This is a genomic window from Streptomyces griseoloalbus (genome assembly GCA_014650015.1).
Classification (GTDB): domain Bacteria; phylum Actinomycetota; class Actinomycetes; order Streptomycetales; family Streptomycetaceae; genus Streptomyces; species Streptomyces griseoloalbus.
On the sequence record BMUD01000001.1, the window covers coordinates 92060 to 115165 of the forward strand.

24 protein-coding genes are annotated in these 23106 nt (G+C 70.2%); 15 read left to right on the forward strand and 9 right to left on the reverse strand.

Annotation, left to right across the window (positions count from 1 at the left end):
• Positions 1 to 12: 12 nt before the first annotated feature.
• Positions 13 to 660, reverse strand: coding sequence for an ABC transporter permease (locus IE178_RS00375; protein WP_184760349.1), 648 nt, complete (start codon positions 658 to 660; stop codon positions 13 to 15).
• A 30-nt stretch (positions 661 to 690) separates the two neighbouring features.
• On the reverse strand, positions 691 to 1161 hold the full coding sequence (locus tag IE178_RS00380) for an Lrp/AsnC family transcriptional regulator (RefSeq protein WP_184760350.1): 471 nt from the start codon (positions 1159 to 1161) through the stop codon (positions 691 to 693).
• Between the two features lie 122 nt (positions 1162 to 1283).
• Between IE178_RS00380 and hppD the strand changes: the two genes are divergently transcribed.
• Positions 1284 to 2432 carry a 4-hydroxyphenylpyruvate dioxygenase gene (gene hppD, locus IE178_RS00385; RefSeq protein WP_193510860.1) on the forward strand — a complete coding sequence of 383 codons (1149 nt, stop codon included), beginning with the start codon at positions 1284 to 1286 and terminating at the stop codon, positions 2430 to 2432.
• Positions 2433 to 2630: 198 nt separating this feature from the next.
• On the opposite strand, the gene IE178_RS00390 is transcribed toward hppD, so the two are convergent.
• Positions 2631 to 4028, reverse strand: a complete 1398-nt coding sequence (locus tag IE178_RS00390; protein WP_193510861.1) for a tetratricopeptide repeat protein — start codon at positions 4026 to 4028, stop codon at positions 2631 to 2633.
• A gap of 103 nt (positions 4029 to 4131) precedes the next feature.
• On the opposite strand from IE178_RS00390, the gene IE178_RS00395 reads away from it, so the two are divergent.
• The 3 genes from IE178_RS00395 to IE178_RS00405 all read left to right on the forward strand — a co-directional run bounded on the left by IE178_RS00395 (position 4132) and on the right by IE178_RS00405 (position 7837).
• Complete coding sequence (locus IE178_RS00395) at positions 4132 to 5547, forward strand: FAD-binding oxidoreductase (RefSeq protein ID WP_193510862.1); 1416 nt, start codon at positions 4132 to 4134, stop codon at positions 5545 to 5547.
• Between the two features lie 114 nt (positions 5548 to 5661).
• Positions 5662 to 7101: an RDD family protein gene (locus IE178_RS00400; protein WP_193510863.1), complete on the forward strand. Its 1440-nt coding sequence runs from the start codon at positions 5662 to 5664 to the stop codon at positions 7099 to 7101.
• Positions 7102 to 7198: 97 nt separating this feature from the next.
• Complete coding sequence (locus tag IE178_RS00405; protein ID WP_193510864.1) at positions 7199 to 7837, forward strand: RDD family protein; 639 nt, start codon at positions 7199 to 7201, stop codon at positions 7835 to 7837.
• Positions 7838 to 7864: 27 nt separating this feature from the next.
• Here the strand turns inward: IE178_RS00405 and IE178_RS00410 are convergent, their stop codons facing one another.
• Positions 7865 to 8146 carry a hypothetical protein gene (locus IE178_RS00410; protein ID WP_184760356.1) on the reverse strand — a complete coding sequence of 94 codons (282 nt, stop codon included), beginning with the start codon at positions 8144 to 8146 and terminating at the stop codon, positions 7865 to 7867.
• 390 nt (positions 8147 to 8536) lie between these two features.
• On the opposite strand from IE178_RS00410, the gene IE178_RS00415 reads away from it, so the two are divergent.
• The gene (locus IE178_RS00415) at positions 8537 to 10897 is read left to right on the forward strand and encodes an immune inhibitor A domain-containing protein (RefSeq protein WP_193510865.1); all 2361 of its coding nucleotides are present in this window, start codon (positions 8537 to 8539) and stop codon (positions 10895 to 10897) included.
• A gap of 133 nt (positions 10898 to 11030) precedes the next feature.
• Positions 11031 to 11372 carry a hypothetical protein gene (locus IE178_RS00420; RefSeq protein WP_184760358.1) on the forward strand — a complete coding sequence of 114 codons (342 nt, stop codon included), beginning with the start codon at positions 11031 to 11033 and terminating at the stop codon, positions 11370 to 11372.
• Between the two features lie 94 nt (positions 11373 to 11466).
• Here the strand turns inward: IE178_RS00420 and IE178_RS00425 are convergent, their stop codons facing one another.
• Both IE178_RS00425 and IE178_RS00430 read right to left on the reverse strand, forming a co-directional pair.
• Positions 11467 to 12054: a nicotinamidase gene (locus tag IE178_RS00425; protein WP_184760359.1), complete on the reverse strand. Its 588-nt coding sequence runs from the start codon at positions 12052 to 12054 to the stop codon at positions 11467 to 11469.
• A gap of 208 nt (positions 12055 to 12262) precedes the next feature.
• Positions 12263 to 13609 (reverse strand): nicotinate phosphoribosyltransferase, encoded by a 1347-nt coding sequence (locus IE178_RS00430; RefSeq protein ID WP_184760360.1) that lies wholly within the window; start codon positions 13607 to 13609, stop codon positions 12263 to 12265.
• A gap of 110 nt (positions 13610 to 13719) precedes the next feature.
• Here IE178_RS00430 and clpS point away from each other — a divergent pair, with 110 nt between their 5' ends.
• From clpS to IE178_RS00460, 7 genes are all read left to right on the forward strand, one after another.
• Entirely contained in the window at positions 13720 to 14037 is a 318-nt protein-coding gene (gene clpS, locus IE178_RS00435) for an ATP-dependent Clp protease adapter ClpS (RefSeq protein WP_193510866.1), read from the forward strand.
• 56 nt (positions 14038 to 14093) lie between these two features.
• Positions 14094 to 14696 (forward strand): DUF2017 domain-containing protein, encoded by a 603-nt coding sequence (locus IE178_RS00440; protein ID WP_184760361.1) that lies wholly within the window; start codon positions 14094 to 14096, stop codon positions 14694 to 14696.
• Positions 14697 to 15057: 361 nt separating this feature from the next.
• Positions 15058 to 16485 carry an amino acid permease gene (locus IE178_RS00445; protein ID WP_184760362.1) on the forward strand — a complete coding sequence of 476 codons (1428 nt, stop codon included), beginning with the start codon at positions 15058 to 15060 and terminating at the stop codon, positions 16483 to 16485.
• Positions 16486 to 16625: 140 nt separating this feature from the next.
• On the forward strand, positions 16626 to 17048 hold the full coding sequence (locus IE178_RS00450; RefSeq protein WP_184760363.1) for a M67 family metallopeptidase: 423 nt from the start codon (positions 16626 to 16628) through the stop codon (positions 17046 to 17048).
• Positions 17049 to 17147: 99 nt separating this feature from the next.
• Positions 17148 to 17243 carry a putative leader peptide gene (locus tag IE178_RS35610; RefSeq protein ID WP_313662420.1) on the forward strand — a complete coding sequence of 32 codons (96 nt, stop codon included), beginning with the start codon at positions 17148 to 17150 and terminating at the stop codon, positions 17241 to 17243.
• Positions 17244 to 17345: 102 nt separating this feature from the next.
• Positions 17346 to 17624 (forward strand): MoaD/ThiS family protein, encoded by a 279-nt coding sequence (locus IE178_RS00455; RefSeq protein WP_184760364.1) that lies wholly within the window; start codon positions 17346 to 17348, stop codon positions 17622 to 17624.
• Between the two features lie 6 nt (positions 17625 to 17630).
• Complete coding sequence (locus IE178_RS00460; RefSeq protein ID WP_193510867.1) at positions 17631 to 18581, forward strand: PLP-dependent cysteine synthase family protein; 951 nt, start codon at positions 17631 to 17633, stop codon at positions 18579 to 18581.
• 76 nt (positions 18582 to 18657) lie between these two features.
• On the opposite strand, the gene IE178_RS36850 is transcribed toward IE178_RS00460, so the two are convergent.
• Positions 18658 to 18792, reverse strand: coding sequence for a hypothetical protein (locus IE178_RS36850; RefSeq protein WP_373301119.1), 135 nt, complete (start codon positions 18790 to 18792; stop codon positions 18658 to 18660).
• 203 nt (positions 18793 to 18995) lie between these two features.
• Here IE178_RS36850 and IE178_RS00465 point away from each other — a divergent pair, with 203 nt between their 5' ends.
• Positions 18996 to 19748, forward strand: coding sequence for an MBL fold metallo-hydrolase (locus IE178_RS00465; RefSeq protein ID WP_184760366.1), 753 nt, complete (start codon positions 18996 to 18998; stop codon positions 19746 to 19748).
• 73 nt (positions 19749 to 19821) lie between these two features.
• On the opposite strand, the gene IE178_RS00470 is transcribed toward IE178_RS00465, so the two are convergent.
• Together IE178_RS00470 and IE178_RS00475 are read right to left on the reverse strand one after the other, a co-directional pair.
• Complete coding sequence (locus tag IE178_RS00470; protein ID WP_184760367.1) at positions 19822 to 21069, reverse strand: PTS transporter subunit EIIC; 1248 nt, start codon at positions 21067 to 21069, stop codon at positions 19822 to 19824.
• 209 nt (positions 21070 to 21278) lie between these two features.
• On the reverse strand, positions 21279 to 22586 hold the full coding sequence (locus tag IE178_RS00475) for a PTS transporter subunit EIIC (RefSeq protein ID WP_184760368.1): 1308 nt from the start codon (positions 22584 to 22586) through the stop codon (positions 21279 to 21281).
• Between the two features lie 223 nt (positions 22587 to 22809).
• On the opposite strand from IE178_RS00475, the gene IE178_RS00480 reads away from it, so the two are divergent.
• The gene (locus IE178_RS00480) at positions 22810 to 23043 is read left to right on the forward strand and encodes a PTS sugar transporter subunit IIB (RefSeq protein ID WP_030224752.1); all 234 of its coding nucleotides are present in this window, start codon (positions 22810 to 22812) and stop codon (positions 23041 to 23043) included.
• Positions 23044 to 23106: the final 63 nt, after the last annotated feature.

The window sequence follows — 23106 nt, forward strand, 5'->3', positions numbered from 1 at the left end:
CTCCCCGGTGTGTCAGCCACGAATCCCCCTGGGAATGGTCAGCCGCCCGATCAGGACGTACGCGGCGTCGAACAACAGGGCCAGGACGATGATCCCGAGGGTGCCCGCGAGGACCTGGTTGAGCGCGTTCTTGCTGCCCAGCGAGGCGATCCCACGGAAGATCAGGTTGCCGAGGCCGGGGCCGGAGGCGAAGGCGGCGATGGCGGCGATGCCCATCAGCATCTGCGTGGAGACCCGGATGCCGGTCAGGATCGGCGGCCAGGCGAGCGGCAGCTCCACCCGTGCCAGCCGGGCCACGGGCGACATGCCGATCCCCTTGGCCGCGTCCACCAGCGACGGATCGACCCCGCGCAGCCCCACGATCGCGTTCCGTACGATCGGCAGCAGCCCGTACAGCGTCAGCGCGATCACCGTCGGCGGCACCCCGAGGCCCACGATCGGGATCAGCAGACCGATCATGGCCAGCGCCGGAATGGTCAGCAGGGTCGCGGTGGTGAGGGTGGCGAGGTTGCCCGCCCACTCGCTGCGGTAGGTGGCCACCCCGATCAGCACGCCCAGCACGGTCGCCACCACCATGCACTGGAAGACGACGCTGGCGTGCTGGAACGCGTCGGTGAGCAGCTGCTGATGGCGGTTGCCCAGGTACTCCCAGAAGTTCACATCAGCTCACCCCAGCTCGGCCAGGTCGGGTCACTCGCCGAGCGACGCCTGCTCCACCAGCGGGATGATCCGCAGCGGAACGGGGTTCTCCATGACGATCGCCGTGGAGGCCCGGACGATGCCATCAAAACCGACGACGCGGTCGATCACCCGCTGGAGATCGGCGTTGGAGCGCGCCACCAGCCGGCACAGCATGTCCCCGGTGCCGGTGGTGGTGTGCAGCTCCAGTACCTCCGGCACGGTCGCCAAGTGGGCCCGTACGTCGGCTCCTTGACCCTGCCGGATCTGCAGCGTGGCGAACGCCGTGACCGGGTAGCCGAGGGCCGCCGGATCCACCTGGGGACCGAATCCGCGGATGACTCCGTTCGACTGAAGCCGGTCCAGCCGGGCCTGCGCGGTGCCGCGCGCCACCCCGAGCCGCCGGGACATCTCCAGCACCCCGATCCTCGGCTCCCGCGCGAGCAGCAGGATGATCCGCCCGTCCAGATGATCGATCGCCATGTCGGCCTCCCCGATGGTCATCCTGTACACAAAGCCCGCCTGTACGGGCGTACGCCTGCACATGTTGCCCAGTGATCAGGCGAACTATTGCGCACCTTGCAGGGCTGGCCCACCCTGCAACTATGACGCAGACCACACACCACACTCCCGCATCGACCGCCCGGCAGGCCGACCCCTTCCCGGTCAAGGGAATGGACGCGGTCGTCTTCGCCGTGGGCAACGCCAAGCAGGCGGCGCACTACTACTCCACCGCCTTCGGCATGAAGCTGGTCGCCTACTCCGGACCGGAGAACGGCAGCCGCGAGACCGCGAGCTACGTCCTGGAGAACGGCTCCGCCCGTTTCGTCTTCACCTCGGTGATCAAGCCGGCCACCGCGTGGGGCACCTTCCTCACCGAGCACGTGGCCGCGCACGGCGACGGCGTCGTCGACCTCGCCATCGAGGTCCCGGACGCGCGTGCCGCGTACGCCTACGCCATCGAGCACGGTGCCCGCTCGGTCGCCGAGCCGTACGAGCTGAAGGACGAGCACGGCACCGTCGTCCTGGCCGCGATCGCCACCTACGGCAAGACCCGTCACACCCTGGTCGAGCGCACCGGCTACGACGGTCCCTACCTGCCCGGCTACGTGGCCGCCGACCCGATCGTCGAACCGCCGGCCCAGCGCACCTTCCAGGCCGTCGACCACTGCGTCGGCAACGTCGAGCTCGGCCGGATGAACGAGTGGGTCGCGTTCTACAACAAGGTCATGGGCTTCACGAACATGAAGGAGTTCGTGGGCGACGACATCGCCACCGAGTACAGCGCGCTGATGTCGAAGGTGGTGGCGGACGGGACGCTGAAGGTCAAGTTCCCGATCAACGAGCCCGCCATCGCCAAGAAGAAGTCCCAGATCGACGAGTACCTGGAGTTCTACGGCGGCGCCGGCGTCCAGCACATCGCGCTCAACACCAACGACATCGTGCAGACGGTCCGCCAGATGCGCGCGTCCGGTGTGCAGTTCCTGGACACCCCCGACTCGTACTACGACACGCTCGGCGAGTGGGCCGGTGAGACCCGGGTGCCGGTCGAGACGCTGCGCGAGCTGAAGATCCTCGTCGACCGCGACGAGGACGGCTATCTGCTGCAGATCTTCACCAAGCCGGTCCAGGACCGCCCGACCGTCTTCTTCGAGCTCATCGAACGTCACGGCTCGATGGGCTTCGGCAAGGGCAACTTCAAGGCGCTCTTCGAGGCCATCGAGCGCGAACAGGCCAAGCGCGGCAACCTGTAACACCCGCGACCGCGACAGCCGTGCCGCGCCCGCGACGACAGCCGTGCCGCGCCCACCGGGGGCAGCCGCGCCACCGTCACGGCGGGCCGTCGTGCCGCCGGCGCGGCACGGGCGGGCGCGACGGCACCCCGCGGGCGTCGGGCCGCGTAACAGACCCCCCGGCGTCACACGCGGGACACCCCGGACACGCGCCGAGCCTCAGGAAGACCCCGGCCCCGCCTGGACGGACGGTTCCCCCAGGCGGGCCAGCGCCGCCTTCGCCCGCGGCACCCGCAGCGGACAGAAGTACGGATTGATCTGCAACGCCTCCCGCAGATGCCGCCGCGCCGCCCCGTACCGCTCCACCTCCTTCTCGATCATCCCCCGGTGGAACACGTACAGCGCGCTCCGCACCCCACCGCCCCGCGTCCCCTCCGTCGCCCGTACCGCGAACCGCAGCGCCTCCTCCGACCGCCCCACCCGGTGCAACGCCCACCCCAACGCGTCCGCCACCCCCGTCGACGGCTGCCGCTTCCACTCCGCCCGCAGCCGCCGCACCGCCGCCCGCGCGTCCCCGTGGTCCGCCTCGAAGCGGCCGAGCACCAGCTCCTCGTCGGCCCCGTGCGCGGCGGCCAGCCGTACCCGATCCCGCAGCAGGCCGTACTGCACCCCGGCGGCCTGCCGCAGCCCCAGCGACTCGTACAGCTCGCCCAGCTCCAGCGCGTACTCGGGCCGGGGCTGCTTGGCCAGCGCCACCCGGTACACGCCCAGCGCCTCCGTCATCCGGCCCAGCGCCGCCAGCGCCCTGCCCTGACCGGCCTGCGCCGCCCGCTGGTCGGGGTCGATCCGCACCGCCTCCTCGAAGTGCCGCAGCGCGTCCTCGCGGTCGCCGCGCTCCCAGGCGAGCTGCCCGGCCCGCTCCAGATACGCCGCCCGCTCGGCCGGCTCCCCGGTGGCGGACACCGCGTCGGCCAGCTTGGCCGCCGCGTCCTCCCGCCAGCCCCGGTCCCGGTACACGGCCGCCGCCCGCGCCATCACGGCCGGCCCGTCACGCAGCCCGGTCAGCCGTTCCAGCAGCTTCGCCGTCTCCTCGTGGTCACCGAGCCCCGTGGCCGCCTCGATCAGCGGCGGATACGTCGTCCACCGCTTCGGTTCCAGCTTCCGCGCCGCCTCGCCCCAGGTGCGGGCCTCGGCGAAGTCCCGGCGGGCGTTCGCCAGCACCGCCAGCCCCCGCAGCGCCGGGGCGTTGCCCTCGGGCCGCACCTTCAGCGAGGTGCGCAGCGCCTTCTCCGCCCGCGACCAGTACGCCGGGTCCGCCAGCCGCAGCCCCTGCTCCACCCGGGCCGAGCCGAGCACCGCCCAGGCCCGGGCGTCCCTCGGGTGCTTCGTCAGATGCCGCTCGCGCTCCTCGACCAGCGCCTCCAGATCGGGCAGCGCGGCCGGCACCCCGCTGGTGACGGCCGCCAGCGCCCGCGCCGCCGGATCCGGCGCGGGCGGCTCCTCCTGCCCCCAGGGCAGCAGCACCAGCACCCCGCCCAGCACCGCGCATCCGGCGACCGAGGCGAGCAGCGTCCGGTGCCTCACCCGCTTCCGGGGCCCACATGGCTTGTCGTCCATGGCGCACACTGTGCGTCACACCCCACGTCCGTACGATGATCACACTCCGGGGTGAGGCGGCTGCCTACGTGGGGTTCACACCGATGGCCCCGGGTGCCACTCTGTGATCATGAGCCGTATCGAAGCGCGACGCGATGAAGACACGGTGGCGGCCGGCCCTCTCGTCGACCGGCTGCTCGGTGGCCTGCCCGCCGAGGCGGTCCTGACCGACCCCGACATCACGGCCTCCTACGCCAACGACATGGCGAGCTTCTGCCCGGCCGGCCGCCCCGCGGTGGTCGTCCTGCCGCGCACGGTCGAACAGGTCCAGCACGTCATGCGCACCGCCACCGAGCTCCGTGTCCCCGTCGTCCCCCAGGGCGCCCGCACCGGCCTGTCCGGTGCCGCGAACGCCACCGACGGCTGCATCGTGCTCTCCCTGACCAAGATGGACCGCATCCTGGAGATCAGCCCGGTCGACCGGATCGCCGTCGTCGAACCCGGCGTCATCAACGCCACCCTCTCCCGAGCCGTCGGCGAACACGGCCTCTCCTACCCGCCCGACCCCTCCAGCTGGGAGATGTGCACCATCGGCGGCAACATCGGCACCGCGTCGGGCGGGCTGTGCTGCGTGAAGTACGGGGTGACGGCCGAGTACGTCCTCGGACTGGACGTCGTCCTCGCCGACGGCCGCCTGATGTCCACCGGCCGCCGCACCGCCAAGGGCGTCGCCGGATACGACCTGACCCGGCTGTTCGTCGGCTCCGAGGGCTCCCTCGGCATCGTCGTCCGCGCCGTCCTCGCCCTCAGGCCCAAGCCGCCCGAGCAGCTGGTGCTGGCCGCGGAGTTCGCCTCCGGCGCCGCCGCCTGCGACGCCGTCTGCCGCGTCATGGCCGGCGGCCACGTCCCCTCCCTCCTGGAACTCATGGACCGTACGACGGTCAAGGCCGTCAACGACATGGCCCGCATGGGCCTGCCGGAGTCCACCGAGGCGCTGCTGCTCGCCGCCTTCGACACCACCGACCCCGCCGCCGACCTCGCCGCCGTCGGCGCGCTGTGCGAGGCCGCCGGCGCCACCCGGGTCGTGCCGGCCGAGGACGCCGCCGAGTCCGAACTGCTGCTCCAGGCACGACGGATGGCCCTGGTCGCGCTCGAAGCGGTCAAGGGCACCACGATGATCGACGACGTGTGCGTGCCCCGCTCCCGGCTCGGCGAGCTCATCGACGGCGTCGAGCGGATCTCCGAGAAGTACCGGCTCACCATCGGCGTCGTCGCCCACGCGGGCGACGGCAACACCCACCCGACGGTCTGCTTCGACGCGCAGGACCCCGAGGAGTCCCGGCGGGCCCGCGAGTCCTTCGACGAGATCATGGCGCTCGGCCTGGAGCTCGGCGGCACCATCACCGGTGAGCACGGCGTGGGCGTGCTGAAGAAGGAGTGGCTGGCGCGCGAGCTCGGCCCGGTGGGGCTGGAGATGCAGCGCGCCGTCAAACAGGCCTTCGATCCGCTGGACCTTCTGAACCCGGGCAAGCTCTTCTGAACATAAGGTGCCCGAAAGGAGTGGGGTCCGGTCGGACGGGCGGTCAGGTCCCCGCTCGTCTGATAGATGTGGAGCCCCCCGACCCACCCCTCGAGCAGATACGGGACGACGGACATGAGCGCCCCAACCCCGGCCCCCGGCGACGACACGCCCCGCGAAGGGTATTACCCGGACCCGTCCATTCCTGGATATGTCCGGTACTGGAACGGTGCCTCCTGGGTACCGGGCACGAGCCGTCCGGCGCCCAAGGAGGGCGAGTCGCTCGCGCCGCCGCCCGGCGTGGGCCCGGCCCGGCCGTCCGTGGAGGAGACCGGCCCGCACTTCTTCGACGAGGACCCGGCCGACGCACCCTCCCCGGCCCCGTCGTCCCCGTCGTCCCCGTCGTCCCCGTCGGCCTCCGCGGCCCCGTCGTCGGCCGAGTCGCAGCACGGCAGCCGGCCCGAACCGGCCTCGGCCTGGGGCGCCGACCGCTCCCGCCAGTCCGGCTTCGGCGGAGAACAGGACCGCAAGGTCTCCTGGGGGGCCGACCCGAGGGTGCCGCACGCGTCGGCGCGGTCCGCGCCGTCCGCACCGGAGACCGGGTCCGCGGGTACGGACGCCCCGGCCGCGGCCGATGCGGGCGACACCTTCATGTTCCGCCGGCCGACGACCGAGCCCCGGCACGCGCCCGACGCCTCCGGCGGAGCCCCCGCCGACGAGGGCACCATGACCTTCCGCGCCGTCACCCCGCGCAGCCGGGAGCAGGGCGCGGGCCAGGACTCCGCCTCCGGCCGGCCCGGGTTCGGGGCGGGGAAGGCCGCCGCCGATCGTGCCGCCGCAGCGGCCACGGCGCCGTCCGGGCCGCAGCAGGCCGCCCCGGCCGTGCCCCCGCAGACGACCGGCCCGGCCCGACCCGCCGCTGCCGCTCCCGTGGTTCCCCCCGCCGCGCCCCTGACGAGCGGTCCCGGCGGTGGCCAGTCCTCCTGGGCGCAGCAGGTGCACCGGCTCGCCGACGGTGGCGAGCCGCCGGTCGTGCCGTGGAAGCCGCCGGTCGAGGACGTGTTCCAGGCCGCCGCCCGGCGACAGGCCGAGGCCCGCCCCGCCGCGCTCGGGAAGCGGCTGGCCGCCCGGCTGCTGGACACCGTCGTCCTGGGCGCCGTCACCGCCGTGGCGGGTGTACCGCTGGGCATCAAGGCGATGGACCACATCGAGGCGAAGATCGACGCGGCCAAGCTGTCCGGGGAGACCGTCACGGTCTGGCTGCTCGACGGCACCACCTCGGTCCACCTCGGCATCGTCCTCGCCGTCCTCCTCCTCGCCGGCGTCCTCTACGAGGTGCTGCCCACCGTCAAGTGGGGCCGCACCCTGGGCAAGAAGCTGCTGGGCCTGGAGGTGCGGGACATCGAGGGCCACGAGGCGCCGGAGTTCGGCCCGGCCCTGCGCCGCTGGCTGGTCTACAGCATCCCCGGGCTGCTCGTCGTCGGGGTCGTCGGCGTCCTGTGGTGCCTGTTCGACAAGCCCTGGCGCCAGTGCTGGCACGACAAGGCGGCGCACACCTTCGTCGCCGCCGGCTGACCCGGAGCAGCACCCGTACGTACCACCCGTACGACCGGTACTCCGGACGGCCGCTCGCCGGATGCGGGGCCGGAGGGTTCGCGATCGACTCGGGGACATGACCACCGACCCGCCCCCCGGCTCCGGTCAGCAGCCGCCGGACGACGACCCGTTCAAGAAGCACCCGCCGCAGGGCGGCCCCGGAGCACCGGGGTCCGGCTCTCCGTACGACACCCCCGGCGGCCCCTACGGCGCCGGCGGCGGCGGTCCCTACGGAGGCACCCCCGGCCCCACCGATCCCCGCGCCGGCATGCCCCCGCTCGCCGACAGCGGCCGGCGCACGCTCGCCCGCATCATCGACATGATCCTCGTCGGCATCGTCGTCTGGCTGCTCACCTGGCCGTTCGGGGTCAGCGAGTACGACGTCGACGGCGACCGGATCAACGTCGGCAACTCCTTCGGGCAGTCCGTCATCGCCGCCGTGCTCTACATCGCCTACGACACCTTGATGACCGTCCGCTCCGGCCAGACCCTGGGCAAGAAGTGGCTGGGCATGCGGGTGGCCAACCTCGGCAACGGCGCGAACCCCGCCATGCAGACCGCGCTGATCCGCGCCGCCGTGCTGTGGCTGCCCTTCGCGTTCTGCTGCGCCTGCGTGTGGACCGCGATCGCGGGTGGCTGGAGCTTCTTCGACCGGCCCTACAAGCAGGGCCTGCACGACAAGGCGGCCAAGACCGTGGTGGTCAGCACCAGGTGACGCGGAACCGGGGGGACCGGCCGGGTGTCAGGACGCCGCCCGCTCCCGCACCGGCTCGCGGGCCGGGGCGGGAAGGGTGGCTCGTACGGGCTCCGGGGGCGTGGGCCGTTCCACCGCGACGGGCCGCCTGGACCCGGTGACCGGGACCGCCATGGCCACCAGCAGTCCCAGGGCGAGCGCCGCGAGGGCGACGACCGTGACACCGACGCCCGAACTTGTGCCGGACAGCAGCAGCATGGCGAGAGTCGACAAGATCACGGTGCACGAACCGTAAACGAGCTGAGCGACAGTCGGACGGGGCATGGCCATCGTGTCCTCGGAAGTCGGGGGCTGTCGGCCTGGCTTTCCACCGGCTCAAGGGCGTTCCACCAAGCGACTCTAATCGCGAGCGTGCCCGAGCGGAACGGACGGTAAGCGTGACCTAACCGACAGGGCCGGTGCACAGGGGGCGCACGGAGTCATGGCGTCCACCACGTGGACGGTTGTACGCGCCCGCCCGGGTTCGCACGGATGTGTCCGGTAAGCGAACGCCGACTCCGCATAGTGCAGTTGAACAGTCCAAGTCAAGGGCTGTTTTTTCTGGCGAACCTCTAGTCAAATGTCGTCACTTGACTACACGCGTTGATCAGGTACGCGCGGGATCCTTCCATTACCGGAACCTCCCTTGTCCGCGCGTACGCACGCGGGAGGGGATCTCAAGTGACCAGTAGACCCTGGACGTTCAGAGCGGCCGCGATAGGCGTGGCCTTCGCGGCGGTCACCGCCACCTGCTCTGCGTTCACCGTGGCCCAGGCCGACACGGCTGACAAGGCCGATCGTCCCGGCGCCGTGGACCGGCACGACCCGGCGGACCACCACCACGTCGATCACGACCTCGAGGGCCCGCTCACCAAGACGCAGGAGGCCCAGCGCGAGGAAGCCCTCAACCAGGTCATCTCCGGTAAGACCTCGGTCAAGAACCGCGACGGTTCGAAGGTCGTCCAGCTCAAGAGCAAGAAGGGCGACAGCAAGTACGTCGAGCTCGGCCGCGAGAAGACCGACAAGATTTTCACGATCCTGGTCGAGTTCGGGGACCAGATCGACAGCCGTTACGGCGGCACCCCCGGCCCGCTGCACAACCAGATAGCCGAGCCGGACCGTGAGAAGGACAATTCCACGGCCTGGCAGGAGGACTACGACCAGCAGCACTTCGAGGACCTGTACTTCGGCTCCGGCAAGGGCGCCGACTCGGTCAAGACGTACTACGAGAAGCAGTCCTCCGGCCGCTACTCGGTCGAGGGCGAGGTCTCCGACTGGGTCAAGGTCCCCTACAACGAGGCCCGTTACGGCAACAACGCCTGCGGCGCCACCAACTGCCCCAGCGTGTGGAACGTGGTCAGCGACGGCCTGAACGCGTGGGTCTCCCAACAGAAGGCAGCGGGGAGGACCGACGCCCAGATCAAGGCGGACGCGGCCCGGTTCGACGAGTGGGACCGCTACGACTTCGACGGCGACGGCGACTTCAACGAGCCCGACGGCTACATCGACCACTTCCAGATCGTGCACGCCGGCGAGGACGAGTCCGCGGGCGGCGGCGCCCAGGGCGAGGACGCGATCTGGGCCCACCGCTGGTACGCCTTCGGCACCGACGCCGGCGCCACCGGCCCCGAGCAGAACAAGCTCGGTGGTACGCAGATCGGCTCCACCGGCATCTGGGTCGGCGACTACACCGTCCAGCCGGAGAACGGCGGACTCGGCGTCTTCGCCCACGAGTACGGCCACGACCTCGGTCTGCCGGACCACTACGACACCGCCGGCGGCGAGAACTCCACCGGCTTCTGGACGCTGATGTCCTCCGGTTCCTGGCTCGGCACCGGCAGGAACGAGATCGGTGACCTGCCCGGCGACATGACCGCCTGGGACAAGCTCCAGCTCGGCTGGCTCAATTACGACACGGCCAAGGCGGGCGTCGACTCCTGGCACAAGCTGGGCGTCGCCGAGTACAACACCAAGCACAAGCAGGCGCTGGTCGTGACGCTGCCGAAGAAGGCCGTCACCACCGAGATCGTCCCGCCGGCCGAGGGCAGCACCCAGTGGTGGAGCGGCAGCGGTGACAACCTCAAGAACACGCTGACCCGTTCGGTGGACCTCACCGGCAAGGCGAAGGCCGAGCTGACCTTCGACGGCTGGTACGACATCGAGGCCGACTACGACTACCTCTACACCGAGGTGTCGACCGATGGCGGCGCCAACTGGACCGCCGTCGACGGCACGGTGGACGGGCAGCCGATCCCCCGCGACGCCGCCGACAAGCCGGCCCTGCACGGCACGATCGACGGGTACGAGAAGTTCGCGTACTCCCTCGACGCCTACGCCGGCCAGAAGGTCGACCTCCGCTTCCGCTACCAGACCGACGGCGGCGTGGCCCTCAAGGGCTTCACGGCCGACGGGATCACGGTGACGGCGGACGGCGCGCCGCTCTTCTCCGACAACGCCGAGAGCGCCGACGCCGCCTGGACGGCCACCGGCTTCTCCCGCGTCGGCGCGTCCTTCACCAAGGACTACGCGCAGTACTACATCGCCGAGAACCGGCAGTACGTGTCGTACGACAAGACGCTGAAGACGGGCCCGTACAACTTCGGTTTCGCGAACAGCCGTCCGGACTGGGTGGAGCACTACGCCTACCAGAACGGTCTGCTGATCTGGAAGTGGGACACCTCCCAGGCGGACAACAACACCAGCCAGCACCCGGGCACCGGTCTGGTCCTGCCGGTCGACTCCCACCCGACCGCGCTGAAGTGGTCCGACGGCACGCTGATGCGCAACCGCGTCCAGGCCTACGACTCGCCGTTCAGCCTGTACCGCACCGACGGCATGACGCTGCACAAGGCGGACGCGGCGACGTGGATCCCGTCGTCGAAGGGCGTGTCGGTCTTCAACGACCGCACCAGCACCTACTACGACGCGTCGAACCCGACCGGCGGTGTCAAGATCACTGACACCAACACGAAGATCAAGATCCTCAAGGAGGCCAAGGACGGCTCGACGATCGAGCTCGAGGTCGGCCCCGCAGGCAGGTAAATAGCATCTTCGCAGGTCAACACATGATCGGCGGTGACCCCCTGGCGGGTCACCGCCGATCCGTGTTTAGGTGCCCCTGTGGCTCTCTTATTGACACCTGTTACGACACCGGCTGACACGGGGGTATGACCGCATGGCCGCAGGAGGTTTCTGCAAGCTGCCGAACGGCACGGTGGTGGTGGCACTGAACCTGCCCAGTCCCGCCGCCGACGCACCGGCCGGCGTCCGCTTCCTCGTCCACGCCCAGAACCGGGCGCGCGCCCTGACCAGGCTGCGCAATCTGGGGCTGCGGTCGGTCTACCTGCGGGGCAACGCCGCCCCGCCGACCCCCGACGAGATCACCGCGGTACTGCACCACCCCGACGGCCTCATATGGCGCACGGCACCCGACCACGGCGTCCTGACCGGCTCCGACCTGACGGTGGAACTCTGGCACCCGATCAGAGCCCTGCTGCGACCCCCCACGCGAACCTAGGGCGCGAGGCGGTCGCGGGCAGTCGTGCCCCCTCGGGACGGCACCGGCACGGCGCCGCGAGCCGGCACCGGGCCCCGCCGCCCCGCGGCACGGGTCACTGCACGAGCGGCTTGCCCGACAGCTCCACCCCCGCTTCCCGCAGCTCCTCGAGCGCCCTCTCGGTGGTCTCCCGGGCCACCCCGGCGGTGAGGTCGAGCAGCACCTGGGTGCGGAAGCCCTCACGGGCGGCGTCCAGCGCGGTGGCCCGCACACAGTGGTCGGTGGCGATGCCCACCACGTCCACCTCGTCGATCTCCCGGGCCCGCAGCCACTCGGCCAGGGGCGTGCCGTTCTCGTCGCTCCCCTCGAACCCGCTGTACGCCGCCGCGTACGCCCCCTTGTCGAAGACGGCGTCGATCGCGCCGGAGGTGACCGCGGGGGCGAAGTTCGGGTGGAAGCCGACGCCCTCGGTCCCGGCGACGCAGTGCGCGGGCCACGAGCGGACGTAGTCGGGGTTGTCGGCGAAGTGCCCGCCGGGGGCGATGTGGTGGTCCCGGGTGGCCACCACATGGCGGTAGCCGGCCGGGGCCTGGCCGATCAGCTCGGTGATGGCGGCGGCCACGTCGGCACCGCCGGCCACGGCGAGGCTGCCCCCCTCGCAGAAGTCGTTCTGCACGTCAACGACGATCAGTGCGCGGCGCATGGTCGGTGTCCTTCGACTAAGGGGTCGGGGTCGGGATGGGGGCGGGCCCGGCCGGTGAACCTCCGAGCCTATTGAATCGGGGACAGCGCGGACAGGGGCACGGCAGGGCGGGCGGAAGCCCCGGCCCGCGTACGGGGGAGCCCGCCCGGGCGTACGGGGAGCCCCGTCCGGCGTACACGGGGGCACGCCCGACGGGCGGCACGCTGCTTCAGCTACCCGACGGCCCGTGCGCGTACTCCGTCGGAAGGACGGGTTCCCCACGGGAGAGCTGCGTAGCCGACAACGGCAGGCCCGCGCGGGCCGCCGCGTGCCGGTCGCGGACCGTGTCCAGCGGCTCGCGGGCGATCACCTCGCCGCCCTTGACCAGCGGCACCAGCAGCTGCCGGTCGGCCAGCTCGGCGGGCACCTGTCCGGTGCCGACCACCTCGGCCTCGGCGACGCCGTACTCGTCCAGCCGCCGCGCCGCCCACTTGCGGCCGCCGACGGAGGTCTTGCCGCCGGTGGACTTCTTCGCCACCGGCACCAGCGGGGCCTTCGGGTCGGCGGACGCGGCACGGGCGACCAGCTTGTAGACCATGGAGGCCGTCGGGTGCCCGGAGCCGGTCACCAGCTGGGTCCCCACCCCGTACGCGTCCACGGGCGCCGCGGCCAGCGAGGCGATCGCGTACTCGTCCAGGTCCGAGGTCACGATGATCTTCGTGCCGGTGGCGCCCAGCTCGTCCAGCTGCTGCCGCACCCGGTGCGCCACCAGCAGCAGGTCGCCGGAGTCGATCCGCACGGCGCCCAGTTCCGGCCCGGCGACCTCGACGGCCGTACGGACCGCCTCGGCCACGTCATAGGTGTCCACGAGCAACGTCGTACCGCCGCCGAGGGAGTCCACCTGGGCCCGGAAGGCGTCCCGCTCGCTGTCGTGGAGCAGGGTGAAGGCGTGGGCGGAGGTGCCCACGGTCGGGATGTTGTAGCGGAAGCCGGCCGCCAGGTCGGAGGTGGAGGCGAAGCCGCCGACGTAGGCGGCCCGCGAGGCGGCCACCGCGGCCAGCTCGTGGGTGCGCCGGGCGCCCATCTCGATCAGCGGCCGGTCACCGGCGGCGGACGACATCCGGGAGGCCGCGGCGGCGATCGCCGAGTCGTGGTTGAGGATCGACAGGATCACCGTCTCCAGCAGCACGCACTCCGCGAAGGTGCCCTCGACCCGCATGATCGGCGAGCCCGGGAAGTACACCTCGCCCTCGGGATAGCCCCAGATGTCACCGGAGAAGCGGTAACCGGCCAGCCAGTCCAGCGTCCGACCGTCCACGATGTTCTTCTCCCGCAGGAACCCGAGGACGCCCGGGTCGAAGCGGAAGTTCTCCACCGCGTCCAGCACCCGCCCGGTGCCGGCCACCACGCCGTAGCGGCGGCCGTCGGGCAGCCGCCGGGTGAAGACCTCGAACACGCTGCGCCGCCCGGCCGTACCGGCCTTCAGCGCGGCGCGCAGCATCGTCAGCTCGTACTGGTCCGTGAAGAGTGCCGTCGAGGGAACGTCCACCGGCAGCCCAAGGTCCGCTGTGTTCATGGCAGGGATGGTACCCCCATTTCGTCACTCTGACGAAATGGGATCCGCGTGCCGGACGGCGGGCCGTCCCAGCGGGCCGGTTTGTGCCAACACCCCCCTGCGGTGGCAGCATGGGCTCTGTGACGTCACCCGCACCCCTGGAGATCGAACGCACCGAGTCGGTGGAGGAGGTCTTCGCCGTACCCGAGCCGGACGTCCCGTGGGTCACGATCGTCCACAACGACCCGGTCAACCTCATGAGCTATGTGACGTACGTCTTCCAGACGTACTTCGGCTACTCCAAGGACAAGGCCACCAAGCTCATGCTCGACGTCCACCACAAGGGCCGGGCGGTCGTCTCCAGCGGCAGCCGCGAGGAGATGGAACGCGACGTCCAGGCCATGCACGGCTACGGACTGTGGGCCACCCTCCAGCAGGACCGGAAGTGACCGAGCCGGACATGACCCGACCCCGCCCGCAGGACCGGAAGTAGCGAATCGCCTCCATGCCAGGACACTTCGAACCGCTCCCCGGCGGCGGCGCGGCCGTCGCCCTCGACGACGTCGAGATCTCCATCATCCGGTCCCTGGCCGTGCAGTTGCTGGAGCTCATCGGCCCCGGCCCCGCCGAGGACACCTCCGGCGACCCGCTCGCCGAACTCTTCGCCGAGGGCCCGAGCGAACCGCCCTCCGACCCCGTGCTGCGCCGCCTCTTCCCGGACGCCTACGGCGACCCGGGGGCCGCCCCGCAGGCCAAGGAGGCCGAGGAGCAGCGTGCCCACTCCGCCGAGTTCCGCCGCTACACCGAGAACGACCTGCGGGCCGGCAAGCGCGACAACGCCCTCGCCGTGATCCGCTCCCTGGACGCGCTCACCTCGGCCGGTGAGGGCGGGGCGGTGCTCAAGCTGTCCCCGGACGAGTCCCGCCGGTGGCTCGGCGCCCTCAACGACCTGCGGCTGGCGATCGGCTCCCGTCTGGAGATCAGCGACGAGGAAGACAGCGACCTCCTCTTCCACCTCCCCGACGAGGACCCGCGCAAGCCGATGGTGATGGCCTACCTGTGGCTCGGCGGACTCCAGGAGACGCTCGTCTCGACCCTCATGCCGTGAATCCGGGCCTGATGTCCGGAAAAGTCCACTGACGTGTTCGCTCAGAGGGCCCTCAAATCCGGATAACGATCGCGTCAAAGAGCCTGCCGCCTATGGGCTCTTCAGGTGCCTTTTGTCTGCTTCTTTCTGTGAAGCGCGCCACAAACCGTCCGGGTGATCAGGATGGCGGCCGTGATAAATCTTCACGACCGCCCGGCGTACACCACCCGTATGTTCCGCCGGGTGCGCCACCGAGCCGGTGACCGCCGGCCAGGCACGAGCGGGCTCCGCGAGTCCGCTCAGCTCCATCAGTCCGGGGGGATCGAGACCCGATCCGGAGCCGACAGCGGCCCGGGTCGGCATGGAGAAAGGCGCACCACACATGGCCTCAGCGCAGGTCGACACGGAGTCCGTACCCGAGGAGGGGTACGAGCGCGGGCTCAACAGCCGTCAGGTCCAGATGATCGCGATCGGCGGCGCCATCGGCGTCGGACTCTTCCTGGGAGCCGGGGCGAACATCGCCAAGGCGGGCCCCAGCCTGATCGTCATGTACGCCCTCGCCGGCGTGATCATCTTCTTCATCATGCGAGCGCTCGGTGAGCTCCTGCTCTACCGTCCCGTCTCGGGTTCCTTCGCCGAGTACTCGCGCGAGTTCCTCGGCCCCTTCTTCGGCTACTTCACCGGCTGGACGTACTGGCTGATGTGGGTGGTCACCGGCATGGCCGAGCTGACCGCCGCCGCGATCTACATCAACTACTGGTTCCCGGCCATCCCGCAATGGACGTCGGCGCTGGTCTTCCTGATCATCCTGTTCGGCGCCAACCTGATCTCGGTGAAGCTGTTCGGCGAGATCGAGTTCTGGTTCTCCATGGTCAAGGTCACCGCCATCATCGGCATGATCGTGATCGGCCTCGGCGTCCTCACCCTCGGCTTCAGCCAGGCCGGTGACACCGCCGCCGTCTCCAACCTCTGGGCCTTCGACGGCTTCTTCCCCAAGGGCATCGGCTCGTCCCTGATGACTCTGCAGGGCGTCATGTTCGCCTACCTCGCCGTCGAACTGGTCGGTGTCACGGCCGGTGAGTCGGAGAACCCGGAGAAGACCCTCCCCAAGGCGATCAACACCCTGCCCTGGCGCATCGCCCTGTTCTACGTCGGCGCGCTCACCGTCATCCTGTGCGTGGTGAAGTGGACCGAGTTCTCCGAAGGGGTCAGCCCCTTCGTGAAGGCGTTCGCGGTCATCGGCATCCCGGCCGGCGCCGGCATCGTCAACTTCGTCGTGCTGACCGCGGCCCTGTCGTCCTGCAACTCCGGCATGTACTCCACCGGCCGCATGCTGCGCAACCTCGCCGACAACGGCGAGGCCCCGCGGGTCTTCAAGCGGCTGTCGTCCACCAAGACCCCGGCGCTCGGCATCGCCACCTCCGTGGTCTTCATGGGCATCGGCGTCGTCCTGAACTACACCGTCCCGGAGAAGGCCTTCGGCTACGTCACCTCCGTCGCCACCGCGGCCGGCATCTGGACCTGGCTGATGATCCTGATCAGCCACGTCCTCTACCGCCGCCAGGTCGTCGCGGGCCGGCTGCCCGCCTCGTCCTTCCCGGCGCCGGGCGGCTCGGTCTGCTCCTACATCGCCATCGCGTTCCTGCTCTTCGTCACCGGCCTGATCGCCTACGACGCGGACTCCAGGATCTGCCTCTACGTGATGGCCGGCTGGGCCGTCGCCCTCGGCATCGGCTGGGCGGTCCTCAAGAACCGCAACCCGGACGTCACCCGGCGCGGCGACGCCGAGTTCGAGAAGGTCGGCGGCTAGGGCCCGACCTCACCGCGGACGCCGCGTCGCGGGGGAGCACTCGTGGCGCACCCCGCGGCCACCGCTCAAGGCGTCCGGCATACGGGCTGTTCCGTACCACTCCTCGGTACGGAACAGCCCGTCTGCTTATCCTGAGCCCCATGCTGACCATCACCCAGGCCCTGTACGACCAGATCGTCGCCCACGCGCGCGAGGACCACCCCGACGAGGCGTGCGGCGTGGTGGCGGGGCCGGTGGGAGCCGGCCGCCCCGAGCGCTTCATCCCCATGCTGAACGCGGCCCGCTCGCCCACCTTCTACGAGTTCGACTCCCAGGACCTGCTGAAGCTGTACCGGGAGATGGACGACAACGACGAGGAGCCGGTGGTCATCTACCACTCCCACACGGCGACCGAGGCCTACCCGTCCCGCACCGACATCTCCTACGCCAACGAACCCGGCGCCCACTACGTCCTGGTCTCCACCGCCGACACCGACGGCGCCGGCGAGTTCCAGTTCCGCTCGTTCCGCATCCTGGACGGCGAGGTCACCGAGGAGGAGGTCGAGGTCGTCGAGGCGTACTGACCCCGCGATTCGGCAGGTCATCTCGTATCGCGGAAGGAAGGTGTCCGCAAGGTGAGATCACATTCCGAAGGGCGGTCCGGGAATCGATACGATGACCCCATGGTTCTTCTCGACGTGAGCGAACAGGCGCCGGGCACGCTGCTCGTGGCGCGGCTCCACGTCGACCTGTGCAGGCTGAACAGCGCCATCTGTTGATCTTCCGCTGCCGCCGCAGGCCGTGAGCCGCGGTGCACTGCCGCGTGCCGACGCGCGCCCTGACGAACCCACGACAGACTCTTCCGACAGGAGCCCTCAGCCATGGCCATCGAGGTCCGCATCCCCACCATCCTCCGCCAGTACACCGACGGTCAGAAGGCGGTGGAGGGCACCGGGAACACCCTCGCCGAGCTCTTCGCCGACCTCGAGACCCGGCACTCGGGCATCCACGCCCGCATCGTGGACGGCGAGCAGCTGCGCCGCTTCGTCAACGTCTACCTCAACGACGAGGACGTCCGCTTCCTCGACGGCATCGACACCAAGCTGTCCGACGGCGACAGCATCACGATCCTGCCGGCCGTGGCCGGCGGTATGGCCTGATCACCGATGCGTTACGACTCCCCGCTGGCCGCGGTGGGCAACACCCCCCTGGTGCGTCTGCCGCGGCTCTCGCCGTCCGCCGACGTCCGCATCTGGGCCAAGCTGGAGGACCGCAACCCCACGGGCTCGATCAAGGACCGCCCGGCCCTGTTCATGATCGAGCAGGCGGAGAAGGACGGCCGCCTCACCCCCGGCTGCACGATCCTGGAGCCGACCTCCGGCAACACCGGCATCTCCCTCGCCATGGCCGCCAAGCTCAAGGGCTACCGCATGGTCTGCGTGATGCCCGAGAACACCTCCCAGGAACGCCGCGACCTGCTCGGCATGTGGGGCGCGCAGATCATCTCCTCCCCGGCCGCGGGCGGCTCCAACACCGCCGTCCGCGTCGCCAAGGAACTCTCCGCCGAACACCCGGACTGGGTGATGCTGTACCAGTACGGCAACCCCGACAACGCCGGCGCGCACTACGCCGGCACCGGCCCCGAGATCCTCACCGACCTCCCCTCCATCACCCACTTCGTGGCCGGCCTCGGCACCACGGGCACGCTGATGGGCGTCGGCCGCTACCTGCGCGAACACAAGCCCGACGTGAAGATCGTCGCCGCCGAACCACGCTACGACGACCTGGTCTACGGCCTGCGCAACCTCGACGAGGGCTTCGTCCCCGAGCTGTACGACGCCTCCGTGCTGACGACCCGGTTCTCCGTCGGCTCCGCGGACGCCGTCACCCGCACCCGCGAACTCCTGGAGCAGGAGGGCATCTTCGCCGGCGTCTCCACCGGCGCCGCCCTCCACGCGGCGATCGGCGTCGCGAAGAAGGCACAGAAGGCCGGGGAGTCCGCCGACGTCGTCTTCGTCGTCGCCGACGGCGGCTGGAAGTACCTGTCGACCGGCGTCTACACCGCCGCGACGACGGAAGAGGCCATCGAGACGCTCCAGGGCCAGCTCTGGGCGTAGCACCCCACGCGGAAAACGGGGCCGGAGCACGTCTCCGGCCCCTTTCGTGTCCCCGGTGCCGCCGCCCGCCGCGGGATCACTCCCGCCCGTCGTCCCGCCCGGACCTCCGCCGTCCCCGGTCCCGGTGCCTCCGGCCCCACCCGTCGACGAGCGTGGCAACCAGCGCGAGCAGTATCACCGCGACGAGGGCGAGCCACCAGGACGGGGTCATGCCCCGACGGTACCGGCGCGAGCCACCCCCGCGCGCCCCCTTCCGTCCCCGGCACGCGCCCCTTCCAGCCGAACCGGTGACAGCACAGGTGAGTTCGCCCACAACGGCCACGGGTGGAGGAGCGACCACAGGTTTTGCGCCTTACGCTCGACAAACCGCACGACCCCCGTCTCTCCACACCCGCCAGCGGAGGTTTCTGCTTCATGAAGCTCACCGTCGTCGGCTGCTCGGGGTCGTTCCCGTCCGCGGATTCGGCCTGCTCGAGCTACCTCGTCGAGGCCGACGGCTTCCGGCTGCTCCTCGACATGGGCAACGGTGCCCTGGGCGAGCTGCAGCGCCACTGCGGTCTCTACGACCTCGACGCGATCTTCCTCAGCCACCTGCACGCCGACCACTGCATCGACATGTGCGCCTACTTCGTGGCGCGCTACTACCGGCACGACGGCGGCCGCTGCGCCCCCCTGCCGGTCTACGGACCCGAGGGCACCGAGCACCGGCTGACCACCGCCTACGGCGACACCCCCTCGGCCTCCTCCATGAGCGAGGTCTTCGACTTCCACACGGTCAAGCCGTCCACCTTCGAGATCGGCCCGTTCCTCGTGCACACCGAGCGCGTCGCCCACCCGGTCGAGGCCTACGGCATCCGCATCGAACACGGCGGGAGGACGCTCACGTACTCCGGCGACACGGGCGTCAGCCCCGCGCTCGACGACCTCGCCCGCGACGCCGACCTCTTCCTGTGCGAGGCCGCCTTCACGCACGGCAAGGAGAACATCCCCGACCTGCACCTCAACGGCCGCCAGGCGGGTGAGACCGCGGCCCGCGCCCACGCCCGCCGCCTGATCCTCACCCACATCCCGCCGTGGACCGACCCGCAGGTCAACCTCACCGACGCCCGCGCGGTGTACCACGGCCCGGTGGGGCTGGCGGCGCCCCGGGCGACGTACGAGATCTGACGCGAAACCACCGGGGTCCCCGCGAACCGTCACGGCTCGCGGGGACCCCGGTGTCATGTCGTACGAGGACGGCTCACGCCTTCGTGGTGTCCTCGACCTCCTCCTCGGGCTCGCGGCCCGGGGTCGGCAGGTTGAACTTGGTGATCGCGAAGCGGAAGAGCCCGTAGTAGACCGCCGCGAAGACCAGACCGATCGGGATGATCAGCCAGGGCTTGGTCGCCAGGCTCCAGTTGAGCCCGTAGTCGATGGCGCCCGCGGAGAACGTGAAGCCCGCGTGTACCCCGAGCGCCCAGGTGATCGCCATGGACAGCGCGGTGAGCACCGCGTGGATCGCGTACAGCACCGGGGCGATGAACATGAACGAGAACTCGATCGGCTCGGTCACACCGGTCACGAAGGACGTCAGCGCGAGCGAGACCATCATGCCCATCACGGCCTTGCGGCGCTCCGGACGGGCGGCGTGCGCGATGGCGATGGCGGCGGCCGGGAGGCCGAACATCATGATCGGGAAGAAGCCCGACATGAACTGACCGGCGTCGGGGTCACCGGCGAAGAACCGGTTCAGGTCGCCGTGCACGAGCTCGCCCGCGGCGTTGGTGAAGTCGCCGATCTGGAACCAGGAGACGGTGTTGACGAACTGGTGCATGCCGATCGGGATCAGCGCGCGGTTGATCAGACCGAACAGACCGGCGCCCGCGGCGCCCAGACCGGTGATCCACTCACCGGCGTCGGAGATGACCTCGCCGATCGGCTCCCACACCAGACCGAAGAAGACGCCCATGGCGGTGCCGACGAAGGCCATGATGATCGGGACGAGCCGGCGGCCGTTGAAGAAGCCCAGCCAGTCCACCAGCTTCTTGCGGTGGTAGCGCTGCCACAGGACCGCGGCCAGCAGACCCATCAGGATGCCGCCGAGGACACCGGGGTTGTTGTAGGTCGCGGCTATGTCCGCGCCGTCCTGCACCTTCGCCTCGGTGACCGGGAACGCCTTCAGGACGTTGCTGTAGACCAGGAAGCCGACGAGGGCGGCGAGGGCCGTGGAGCCGTCGGCCTTCTTGGCGAAGCCGATCGCGACGCCGATGCAGAACAGCATCGGGAGGTTGTCGAAGATCGCGCCGCCCGCCGTGGCGAACACCGCGGTGACCTTGTCGGGCAGGTTCAGCTTGTCCTGGACGTCCGCCTGGCCGAGCCGGAGCAGGATGCCCGCCGCCGGCAGGACGGCGATCGGGAGCTGAAGGCTGCGGCCGACCTTCTGCAGGCCCTGGAACAGGCCGGATCCCCGCTTCTTCGCGGGGGCCGCCGAGGCAGTGGCGGTGCTCATACTTCCTCCATCGGTGGTGGTCTACACCACTACTGGTGTAGACCTGTTCTAGCACGATGAAGGCCACGTAAGGAACCCGCGGATCCGCAACCGCCGGGCTACGCACCGTGCCTGCCCGAAACCGCGGACCGGAACCGCCCCGGGGCACATCGAAAAGCCCCCGGACCACAGGGTCCGAGGGCTTGAACAGCCACCCCCACCTTAAGAGATCACGCCTTCGTCGTGTCCTCGACCTCCTCCTCCGGCTCCCGCCCCGGAGTCCTCAGATCGAACCGCGTGATCGCGAACCGGAAGATCACGTAGTACACCACCGCGAAGCACAACCCGATCGGAATGACCGCCCACGGCCGGGTCGCCAGATTCCAGTTGATGACGTAGTCGATCAGCCCCGCCGAGAAGCTGAACCCGTCGTGCACCCCCAGCCCCCACGTCACCGCCATCGACACACCCGTCAGCACCGCGTGCACCACGTACAACAACGGCGCGACGAACAGGAACGAGTACTCGATCGGCTCCGTGATCCCCGTGACGAACGACGTCAGCGCCACCGACAGCATCAGCCCGCCGACCTCCTTGCGCCGGGCCGGCCGCGCACAGTGCGTGATCGCCAACGCCGCCGCCGGCAGCGCGAACATCATGATCGGGAAGAAACCCGACAGGAACTGCCCCGCCCCCGGGTCGCCCGCCAGGAACATGTTGATGTCACCGTGCACCACCGAACCGTCCGGCTTGGTGTAGCTGCCGAACTGGAACCAGATGGGCACGTTCAGGAACTGGTGCAACCCCACCACCAGCAACGCCCGGTTCGCGATCCCGAACACACCCGCGCCCCACGCGCCCAGACCGCTCATCCAGTCGCTGAAACCCTCCAGCGCGTCACCGACCGGCGGCCACACCCACAGGCACAACGCCGCGAACACGATCGCCGCGAACGCCATGATGATCGGGACGAGACGGCGGCCGTTGAAGAAGCCGAGCCAGTCCACCAGCTTCGTACGGTGGAACCGCTGCCAGGAATACGCCGCCATCAGCCCGATGACGATGCCCCCGAACACCCCCGGATTCTGATAAGTGAACGCGGTCACCGTCCCGTCGGTCACCTGGCAGCCCACCATCGGCACCGCCTTCGACCCCTCCGGACAGTCCTGCGGGAACTGACGCAGCACGTTGTAGTAGACGAGGAACCCCACCACCGCCGCCAGCGCCGTCGAACCGTCCGCCTTCTTCGCCATCCCGATGGCCACACCCACACAGAACAGCAGCGGCAACCCCAGCGAACCGTCCAGCAGCGCCCCACCCGCGCCCACCATCACCTTGGAGACGTCCGTCCAGCCCAGACCGTCGTCCCCGAACACATCCGGCTGCCCCAGCCGGTTCAGGATGCCCGCCGCCGGCAGCACCGCGATCGGCAGCTGCAGACTGCGCCCCATCTTCTGCAACCCCTGGAACAACCGGTTCCAGCGTTCCCGCGCGGGACCCGCCGCGCTCCCGGCGCCGGCCGGACTCTCGGTACTCATCCGGTCCCCTTCCCTCAGAGGCGGTCGGGCGGCGGGCGCACGGGCGCACACGCGGGCACGCGTCAGCGGTTTTGCGACAGCCCACCCCGGTGGTGTAGACCAGTGAGGCAGGACGGTCCCGCTGTCGTGACGTCATCATTCGGCACCCACGACATGACCGCTCGCAAAGATGGGCCAACTGTGGGTTACTGCGACAAAGCGGTTCGGATCAGGGAGAGCGAACATGGCCACGAAGGCTGAGAAGATCGTTGCCGGGCTCGGCGGCATCGACAACATCGAAGAGGTCGAAGGCTGCATCACCCGCCTCCGCACCGAAGTCGTGGACCCCGCCAAGGTCGACGAAGCCGCCCTCAAGGCCGCCGGCGCCCACGGCGTCGTCAAGATGGGCAGCGCCATCCAGGTCGTCATCGGCACCGACGCCGACCCCGTCGCGGCCGAAATCGAAGACATGATGTGAGCCAGTGAGCCAGTGAGCCACGGCCACACCTTCGGGGCCCCCTCCCACCGCGGAAGGGGCCCC